The 9,210-nt window shown below is 70.6% G+C and carries 9 protein-coding genes; 1 reads left to right on the forward strand and 8 read right to left on the reverse strand.

Annotated elements, in window-relative coordinates:
• Window positions 1–101: 101 nt before the first annotated feature.
• From VGX25_RS19710 to VGX25_RS19745, 8 genes are all read right to left on the reverse strand, one after another.
• Window positions 102–1,406, reverse strand: a complete 1,305-nt coding sequence (locus VGX25_RS19710) for a hypothetical protein (protein ID WP_326919303.1) — start codon at window positions 1,404–1,406, stop codon at window positions 102–104.
• Window positions 1,407–2,251: 845 nt separating this feature from the next.
• Complete coding sequence (locus VGX25_RS19715) at window positions 2,252–4,879, reverse strand: CHAT domain-containing tetratricopeptide repeat protein (RefSeq protein ID WP_326919304.1); 2,628 nt, start codon at window positions 4,877–4,879, stop codon at window positions 2,252–2,254.
• 90 nt (window positions 4,880–4,969) lie between these two features.
• Entirely contained in the window at window positions 4,970–5,146 is a 177-nt protein-coding gene (locus VGX25_RS19720; RefSeq protein WP_326919305.1) for a hypothetical protein, read from the reverse strand.
• 112 nt (window positions 5,147–5,258) lie between these two features.
• On the reverse strand, window positions 5,259–5,720 hold the full coding sequence (locus VGX25_RS19725; RefSeq protein ID WP_326919306.1) for a carboxypeptidase regulatory-like domain-containing protein: 462 nt from the start codon (window positions 5,718–5,720) through the stop codon (window positions 5,259–5,261).
• Window positions 5,717–6,319 (reverse strand): sigma-70 family RNA polymerase sigma factor, encoded by a 603-nt coding sequence (locus VGX25_RS19730; protein ID WP_326919307.1) that lies wholly within the window; start codon window positions 6,317–6,319, stop codon window positions 5,717–5,719. Before VGX25_RS19730 ends, VGX25_RS19725 begins: the two co-directional genes overlap by 4 nt.
• Before the next feature lie 125 nt (window positions 6,320–6,444).
• The gene (locus VGX25_RS19735; protein WP_326919308.1) at window positions 6,445–6,789 is read right to left on the reverse strand and encodes a protease inhibitor I42 family protein; all 345 of its coding nucleotides are present in this window, start codon (window positions 6,787–6,789) and stop codon (window positions 6,445–6,447) included.
• 63 nt (window positions 6,790–6,852) lie between these two features.
• On the reverse strand, window positions 6,853–7,182 hold the full coding sequence (locus VGX25_RS19740; RefSeq protein ID WP_326919309.1) for a hypothetical protein: 330 nt from the start codon (window positions 7,180–7,182) through the stop codon (window positions 6,853–6,855).
• Between the two features lie 513 nt (window positions 7,183–7,695).
• On the reverse strand, window positions 7,696–7,920 hold the full coding sequence (locus VGX25_RS19745) for a PspC domain-containing protein (protein WP_326919310.1): 225 nt from the start codon (window positions 7,918–7,920) through the stop codon (window positions 7,696–7,698).
• A 176-nt stretch (window positions 7,921–8,096) separates the two neighbouring features.
• On the opposite strand from VGX25_RS19745, the gene VGX25_RS19750 reads away from it, so the two are divergent.
• Window positions 8,097–8,993 (forward strand): MoxR family ATPase, encoded by an 897-nt coding sequence (locus VGX25_RS19750; protein WP_326919311.1) that lies wholly within the window; start codon window positions 8,097–8,099, stop codon window positions 8,991–8,993.
• Window positions 8,994–9,210: the final 217 nt, after the last annotated feature.

A 9,210-nucleotide genomic window follows, 5' to 3' on the forward strand; every position in this document is an offset into this window, starting at 1 on the left:
CCCCCCCCCCCAGGGCCGGTGCCCCGCGCGGCGCGACCGCGAGCCTTCGGCACGGGCGCGCTCGGTGGTTGCCGTGGTTGCCGCGACATCTGGCTCCGCCCCTACACGCCGAAGATCGCCAGGTGGGCGAGCCCGGCGAAGATGCCGAGCACGCCGCCGTGCACGAACAGCAGCCACTCATCCTGTTTTATCGCCGAGCGCAGCATCTCCACGAACTCGTCGGGCCCCATCTTCTTCATCTGCGTCGCGACGAACGAGTAGATCTTGGTGGACTGCCGCTTGTTGAACTCCGCGTCGGAGAACGCGATCGGCGCGAACTCGGCCGCCTCGGCGGCCAGCGAGGACTTGATCTGGTCGTACTCCCGCGTGCCGATGGCGACCCGGACCGCGGTGCGGGCCCGCCCGACGGCCTTGTCCACCGCCGGCCGCAGGGTGTTCTCCAGCATCTGCTGGGTCCGGTCGGACCGCGGCCCGTACAGCAGCTCGTTGCCGACGTTCTGCAATGTGATGACATGGGTGGAGATGATCCGGGCGTACCCCTCGGTCACCTCGTCCTTGCGCTTGATGAACAGCCCCTGCCGCCACGGGATCAGCTTCCGCGGGAAGATCGGCTCGAAGATCATGGTGATGCCGATGTGGTTGACCACCCAGCCGATGATCATCCCACCCACCGGCAGCACCCACCAGTACGGGTAGAGGTGCAGGATGGCGAACAGCACGAAGCCCATCGGGAAGCCGAAGTAGAAGCCGAAGTTCTGCATGAACCGCAGCTCCTTGCGGCCGATCTCGCGGAACAGGCTGTTGAGCAGCTCGGGGTGGCGCTCGAAGTAGCTGATCACCATCAGCTTCGCGTCGATCAGCTGGTCGACGTTGTCCCCGATCTTGTCGGTCAGGCTCTTGATGATCGCCGGCAGTTGCTGCCGGACCCGGGCGTGCACCGCCTCCTTGATCACAGGCGGCAGGTCGTACCAGAGCTGTGGATGCTCTCGCACCATGATCTGCTCGACAACGTCGCGGATCTCCCCCTGGGCCACGGTCGCCAGATGCTCGGCGATCCGGTCCGGCTCCAGCTCCCGGTAGAAGTCCCCGATGCTTCCCAGCTTCGCCAAGCCCTTGTCCACCGCGATACTGGCCATCTTGTCCGCGCGCGACGGCACGATCCCCTGCCACCCGATCCGCCCGTCGTACCGGATCAGCGGCAACACCTGCACCTTGCGCGGTAAAAATGGGAAGAGCACCCGCAGCCCCGGCAGCCGAACCCCCCGAAACCGCAACGGCTCGAACAGCATCAGCACGCCGGTCCAGTTGGTCACATACCCGATAATCCCGGTGAACAGCGGGATCGTGATCAAATCGGTCCAGAACTTGCCAAGCCCAGGTATCACCACCGACGCAAGGCTCGACATGAACCCACTCCCTCCTGTGCCGTCCCATCATGAAGACCAACTCCACCTCCGTCCACCTGGACCAATGCCCCCACCGCCCACCCCCGCCGACGGTGGCCCCACCCAATCGGCCCCCCGGACGAGAGCGGCCTTCACCCCCGCCCAACCACGCCAAGGGTGGCCCTCACCCCGACTCCAATACCCCCAGCCAAGGTGGCCCTCCCCCTCAACCGCACTGAAGGTGGCCTTCCCGCGCGGCCGCCGCACTGAAGGTGGCCATCCCGCGCGGCCGCCGCAGTGGTGGTGGCCTTCCCCCAACCACGGCAAGGGGTGGCCTTCACCCAACTCCCCGTGCCCCAGCCAAGGTGGCCTTCGCCCGGCTCCCGGTGCGCGCAGTCAAGGTGGCCTTCGCCCTCAACCGCACTGAAGATGGCCTTCCCGCGCGGCCGCCGCAGTGGTGGTGGCCTTCGCCCGCGCACGGACGACAAGGGTGGCCTTCACCAACTCCCCGTGCCCCAGCCAAGGTGGCCTTTGCCCGGCCCCCCGGGTGCCCCAGCCAAGGTGGCCATTGCCCGGCTCCCGGTGCGCGCGGGAAGGTGACCTTCGCTCCTGAGCCGGACCGAAGGTGGCTTTTGCGCGCGGCGGCCGGAGTGGTGGTGACCTTCGCCGCGTGGTCGAGAGTGATGGTGGCCTTGGGGCGGGGGGTGAGGGTGGCCTTTGTCGGGGGCGAGCGAGGCGAAGGTGGCCTCCCCGCGGCGGGCGTAGTAAGGGTGGCTTTCGTCGGCAGTGGGAGAGCGTGGGTGGCCCTCGTCGGGGGGAGTGTGGGTGGCTTTTCGTTGGGGGAGTGTGGGTGGCTTTCGTTGGGGTTAGCCGGCGCCGAGGCAGATGAAGGGGCGGCGGAGGGGGTCGGCGGCGGTGGCTTGGGCCAGGGCGGTGGCGGGGGCGGCGCCGGAGGCGAGGCGGGTGTGGTAGTCGGCCATGGTGTCGGCGAGGTCGGCAGCTGCGGCGGTGGGGGCGGCGAGCCAGCGGTGGTAGTCGGTCATGGTTTCGGCCGAGGAGCGGTCGCCTACCCGGCAGACCGCGGCGATCACCGTGCGGGAGCCGGTGGCGAGGAGGGCGCCGGCGAAGCCGAGGGCCTCGTCGCCGGGGCGGATGTGGCTGAGGGCGAGCTCGCAGGAGGCGAGCACCACGTGCTCCGGGGGCTTGTGCAGGCGGGCCAGCTCGTGGGCGAGGAGGCCGCCGTCGGCCAGCTCGAGCCGGGAGAACAGGGCGTTAGCGGGCTCGTGGGTGCCGTGGGCGGCGATGTGCACGAGGCGGGCTCCGTCCATTGTGGACAGAACGGCGGCGGTGGTGGCGGCCTCGCCTTGGAGAACGACCGCGTCGGGGTAGATGGCGCGCAGGCGGGTCAGCTCGGTCACGGACTCGGGTAGGCCGGGACCGCAGACCAGGACGACGTCTTCGCCGGTGGCGGAGGTCGGGCGGGTGGTGGCGCCGACCCAGGCGGTGGCGGACGGGGCGACGGACACTGGGCGGCCGCGCAAAGCCGGAAGCGAGCCCCACGGAACCTGGTAGAGGCCGCCGCCCGGCACGATCACGACCTCGCCGTCGCCGGTCAGCTCGATCACCGGGCGGAGCAGCTCGTCGAGCCGGCCGATGCGTCGCATGGCCGACGCCGACACCGCCGCGGCGAGGGGGGACATGAGGTCGTCGGGGGCCAGCGCGTCCAGGTCGGCGTGCAGCTGCTTGGCGACCTCGAGCACCTCGGCGAGCGAGCCGAGTCGCACCAGGTGGGTCCGCCCGCCGGCCAGCACCACCGCGGCGAGCTCCTCGCCAGGGCCGATGAAGCTGATCAGCGCGCGGTCGCCGAGCTGATCGACGATGTCCTTGGGCGAGCACACCGGACGCGGCCGGCCCCACTGGCTGGTATGCCAGCCGTGCCTGGTCACCTCGCGCTGCAGCGCTTCGCAGCGCTGCTCGAGCTCGGCGGTGGGCCGGCGGGCGAGCCGGGCCTGCTGCACGGTGCGCATCAGCGTGCGCAGCTCGGTCACCAGGTTGGCCAGCTCGGGATCCTCGATGGCCGGCAGCGGCTCGTACCGGTAAATCTGCGCGCGGGTGCGCTCCTGCCAGGCGAGCAGCCGCCGCGCGTCGGCCGGCGTCCGCGCGTCCTCAAGCAGCAGGCCGAGGGCCAGGCTGGCCAGCTGGATGCCGTGCACCGCGGTGCCGCACACCAGGTCGAGCCCGCCCATCCGGTCCCGCACCCGGGACAGCTCGGCGAGACCGGCGCGCGCCTCGGCGAGCGTCCGCTTGTGATCGCCGCGCGCAAGGGCCAGCTCGGCCTTGCACAGCCGCAGCAGCATCTTGTGGTCGATCGGGGCGATCCGGCGCGGGCTGGGCACCTGCCGCAGCAGCGACTCGGCCGCGGAGATCGCGCCGCGGTGCAGGGCCAGCCGGACGGCGAGCAGGGTGGCCTTCGCCGCCTCGTCGGTGAGCCCGAGCTTGGCAAGACGCTCGGCGAGCCGGGCGGCCCGGCGCGGCGACGCCTTGCTTGGCTGGCCATTCAGCGCGGCAGTGGTCTCGGCCTGCAGCCTGGTCAGCGAGGCGACCTCGGCCCACGGCGCGCTGCCGCGCTTGACGAACCGGCGGTGCGCCGAACGGGCCAGCTCCACCGCCAGGTCCAGCTCGCCCTGCAGCAGCGCGGCCGCGGCCCTGGCCACCTCCGCCTCGGCGAGGTCCTGGCCGATCCGGTTCGTCCGCAGCACCGGCAGCGCCTCGTCGAGGTGCCGCGCGGCCTCGTCGGCCAGCCCGGCCGCCAGCAGCGCGCGGGCCTGGTCGATCCGGGCCCGCGGCACCAGGCCTGGGCCGATCTCCTTGAACGTCTTCTCGGCTTCCTCGTAGTACCGCAGCGCGCCGGGGATGTCGCCGATCAGCTGGGCGATGTCGCCGAGGTTGTTCTGCGCCTTGGCGGTCAGCCGTGGCACCGGGTGGGCGGTGGCCTCGACGATGCACCTGAGCAGATCCATCTCGGCCGGCCCCGGCCGGCCGAGCTCGATGTAGGACAGGCCGCGGTTGAGGTAGAGCCGGGCGAGCAGCTCCGGGTCGCCGGCGTCGGCGGCCTGCTCGAGCACGGGGATCGCCCGGCTGTAGACCTCCACGGCCTCGGCGGTGTGGCCGGTGCGCAGCAGGATCAGCGCGTACTGGTTGTCCACCAGGCCTTGCAGCACCGGACGCATCCGCTCGGGTAACGCGCCGACCAGATCGCTTGCCGTGCCGATGTAGACCAGCCCGTCGGCGACGGAACCGGTCTCGGCCTCGGTGTAGGCCAGAACCGCGAGGATCTTGATACGCAAAGCGGTGGCCTCGGGGTTTCCCGAGGCCACCGGAAGTGCGCGCAGCGCTTCAACCAACAGCTTGGTCGCTTCGGCCGAATGTCCGACCCGGCTGGCGTCGACGGCCCTGCCGTACAGCTCGGTTGCCTGGTCGATGTCGGTCAGCACATGCCGTCCGGTCGCTGCGAGTGGAGGACTCGAACCGGGCACTCTCTAATGGCACCACATCGAGGCCCCCCTGTGGGCTATCGGTACCAGCTAGTTTTCACCAGAACCGTCTGTGGAGTCGTGCTGCCCGTCCGTGCCGTCGTGCTGCCCCTCGCCGCCGTCCTGCTGCGCGGTCAGCGGCTTGTCGTGCTGCCCCGCCGGTTCGACGGGCTGGTCGTGCTGCCCGTCCGGGTCGGTGATGGGCCTGGTGATCGTGTCTTCGGACATCGAAAGTTCCCCTCTCAGCAGGTTCGCGGGACCTGTCACCCTATAAGAGCAAGGGTGTGTCAGATAGATACGAACCCTATCGCCTGAATGGAGGAACTTATTGACAAATAGGCTACAAAACGACCGTCGGAGTGACTACGGTCCGTGGTCGGTCGGCCTTCATCCGCACCAGGATCTGGGTGGTGCCACGCGGCACCTCGGTCAGCACGAAGCGTCCGCCCTCGTCAGCGGTGGTCTCCGTGGACCCATGATCGGCCACGCGCACCTCGACGCCGTGCTCGCCGGCCGGCACCAGCCAGCCGTCGATCCGGTGCCGCTCGCCGGTGCGGGTCACGTTCACCATGACGGTGAGGTCGCCGACGAAGAACGTGATCGTTCCGGGAGCGCCGCTGCGCACCCCGGCCAGCGGCCGCGCGTCGGCCCAGCGCGCCGCCTCCACGTCGATGTCGTCGATGGCGATCGCGAACTGGGCTCGCTCGATCAAACCCGCAGGGGGTGGGTCAAGCTCGTTGACCAGTCGGGCCACCTTGGCCATCATCGCGTCGTCCTCCGCCGAATGGTGTTGCGTCTTCATCTGCCAGCCTCCCCGTCGTACAGGCTGCGAAGGGAGCTCAAGCAGCGCCCTCGAGTCGGTCCGATGCTGCCGTGTGGCATGTGCATCGCCTCGGCGACCGCGCGGTACTCCACCCGCCCGGCCAGCACGGTCATCCGCAGCAACTCCTGGCAGCGCTGCGGCAGCCGGTGAAAGGCCGCCCACAGCTGCCGGTCACGCTCGTCGCGCAGCACCTCCGGCTCCGGCAGCCCGTCGCCGCCGGGCAGCTGCTCGGCCAGCTCCGGCGGCAGCTCGACGTTGGTGGTCCCGCGCCGCCGGGTGCGGTTCGCCTCGCGCCTCGTGGTCGTGATCAACCAGCCGACCAGCGCCCGCGGCTCGGTGAGCCGGTCGAGGTGCCGCAGCAGCGCCAGCCACACGGTCTGCACGACGTCCTCGGCCGTGCTGCGGTCCAGGCCGTTGCCCCGCGCCACGTGCCACACCAGCGGGGTCAGCTCCGCGACGAGCACGTCCAACGCGCGGCGATCCCCCGACCTCGCCGCGACCAAGCATGCCGCGTACCGGTCCCGGCCCTCCAACCCCTCCCATGGCGGACTCATGCTGGCAGTGCGCAGCTCGGTCACCGCGTTCCACCCCACTCCGTGGGTCGACTGTCTGGAGGCGTCAGGTACATCGTTGGACTCCGCCGAGTTGCGTCTGTTTTGCGTCAGACTCACCCGAATGGCCCAGCTTGTCGGTGTCAACAGGGCTACTGGGCTTCCACGGTGAACGTCAGCGCTTGTCGTGGCTCGCTTTCCCAGGGTCTAGCCAGCTCGACGCGTAACTCGTGTCGACCCGGCGCATTGACGTCGAACGCCAACCGACTCCGGTCGGCCGGCAGATACTCGTCCCTCATCATGCGTAACCCCTCGGGCAGGCGCCACCGCCATAAGTAGTCGCCGGTCGGCGCCTCCGGCAGCCATAGTTCCACCGTATCGCCCGTGCGCACCACGATCGGGTGGTGCGAGTCGGCCGCGGTCAGCCGCACCAGGCGGCGGCCGGGCGGTTCCCCTGCCAACGCCCGGCCGCCAAGTCTGTGTGCTTGGTCACTCATATACGTAAGGAGAGGAGCCCCGGCGCCCAGATACGTCCACCCCGGACTGTTTCGAGGAGTTCGTCAGCCGACCATGATCAGCAGCAGCGCTCCGCCGCCGATCACCGAGCCGGCCAGCAGCGTCCCGCAGCCGGTGAGGACGATGCCCCGGGTGCCGCGGGCCCGCATGGCGAACAGGTTGGCCAGCGCGATGGCAAGCACGATGATCACCACGAACACCACGACCGCGAGCACGACCGGTCCGACCAGCCCGTACCGCTCGCCCAGCACCGGACCGAACACCAGCGCGACGAAGCAGACGATCCCGGTGACCGCCAGCAGCAGCGCCGATCCCAGCAGCACCAGCGCCCGCGCGATCCCCGCCCGCGACATCCGTTCCGGCTGCTCCGCCACGTTCGGGCAGCCTAGTGGTGCGGTGAAGGCGACCTTCGCTCCCCGGTGGGCGGCGAGGGAGGCTTTTGTTCGGGTGGGCGTGAAGGTCATCTTCGGTCTGGCTGAGCGGGCGAAGGCCACCTTGACGGCGGGCACCGGGAGTCGGGCGAAGACCATTTTGACTGGGGCGCCGGGAGTCGGCGAAGGCGACCTTCGCTCCCCGGTGGGCGGCGAGGGAGGCTTTTGTTCGGGTGGGCGTGAAGGTCACCTTCGGTCCGGCTGAGCGGGTGAAGGCCACTTTGACTGGGGCACCGGGAGTCGGGCGAAGGCCACCCTTGCCGTGATTGGGGCGTAGGTCACCATCACTGCGTCCGCCGCGCGGGAAGGCCACCTTGACTGCGCGCACCGGGAGTCCCGGCGAAGGCCACCCTTGCCGTGCGTGCGCGGGAGGAAAGCCACCATCACTGCGCCCGCCGCGCGGGAAGGCCACCTTCACTGCGCTCAATGCGGGTGAAGGTGGCCTTCGCGATGGGGTCAGTCCTCCTCGGGGACGATCATCCAGCAGACCAGGTACAGCAGCGCGCCGGTGCCGACGCCGAGGATGGTCGCGGCGGCGAACACGACGCGGACGATCGCGGTGTCGACGCCGAGCAGCTTGGCCAGTCCGCCGCAGACGCCGGCGACCATGCGGTCGTCGCGGCTGCGGCGCAGCTTGCGGACGGGGGTGGTGGTGTTCTCCGTGTCGATGTAGTTGCTCACGAGTCCAGGGTTGCCGGTGGCGGGCCCCGGAGCATCGGGGACCGGCCCGGAGCGCACCCGGATTCGGAGGTCAGGGCGCGCATCAGGGGAGCCCGGACAGGAGCGGACGCGCGGCCGGGGGAGGGGCGGGTGGGACGGCCTCGCGGGAGCGACCCATCAGAACCTAGGCTCGAGTCGTGGTGAGTGGGTCCTGGGCGCCGATCGGCTCGCCGGCGGAGCTGGCCGGTGCGCTCGACCGGGTCGGCTACCTGGCCGGTGAGGGGCTGGCCACGGCGGCGTTCCTGGCGCTGCGCATGGGGCGGCCGCTGTTCTGCGAGGGCGAGCCGGGCACCGGGAAGACCTCGCTGGCGGCGGCGCTGGCCACCGCGCTGGACGTGGAGCTGATCAAGCTGCAGTGCCACGAGGGGATCGACTCGACGCAGGCGCTGTACGACTGGGACTTCCCGCGCCAGCTGCTGCACCTGCGCGCCCTCGAGGCCGCGGCGGGCGGTCAGCTCGATGCCGATCAGGCCGAGAAGTCGTTGTACAGCAGGAGGTTCCTGCTGGCGCGGCCGTTGCTGCGGGCGCTTGAGGACGCGCCGTGCGTGCTGCTGGTCGACGAGGTCGACCGGGCCGACGACGAGTTCGAGGCGTTCCTGCTCGAGGTGCTGGGGGAGAACGCGGTGACCGTGCCGGAGCTGGGGGAGGTCCGGGCCGAGGTGCCGCCGCTGGTGATCCTGACGTCCAACCGGACGCGCGAGGTGCACGACGCGCTCAAGCGCCGCTGCCTCTACCACTGGCTGGAGCATCCCGACCTGACGCGGGAGATCGCGATCTTGCGGCGGCGGCTGCCCGGGATCGGCGAGCGGCTGGCCACCCAGGTCGCCTCCGCGGTGCGCCGGCTGCGTGCCGCCGAGCTGCTCAAGCCGCCGGGCGTGGCCGAGTCGATCGACTGGGCCGGGGCACTGCTCACGCTCGGCTGCTCCGAGCTGGACGCGGCCGGCGCGGCGGCCACCCTCGGTGCGGTGCTGAAATACCGCGAGGACGCCGAGCGCACGATCGCCGCCGGCCTCGACGCGCTGCTCGCCGGATAATTCATTGGCGATGCCGCGGCCGATATCTCACAATTAGTTGGAGCCGTTCGTGCAGGTCAAGGGCGAGTGGCGGCGCCATGCCGGCCGACCGGCTCCACAATTCAACCTCGGCGAACCGTCGAGCCATTTCTCCGCTTCCCGCGCGCGGCCGCAGCTACCTCGGCCTTGCCGCAGCAGGGAAGCGCCGGCCTGGCACCGGGTATGGGGGAGCGAGACC

The organism is Actinophytocola sp. (assembly GCF_035942955.1).
In the GTDB taxonomy this organism is placed as follows: Bacteria; Actinomycetota; Actinomycetes; order Mycobacteriales; family Pseudonocardiaceae; genus DASYTH01.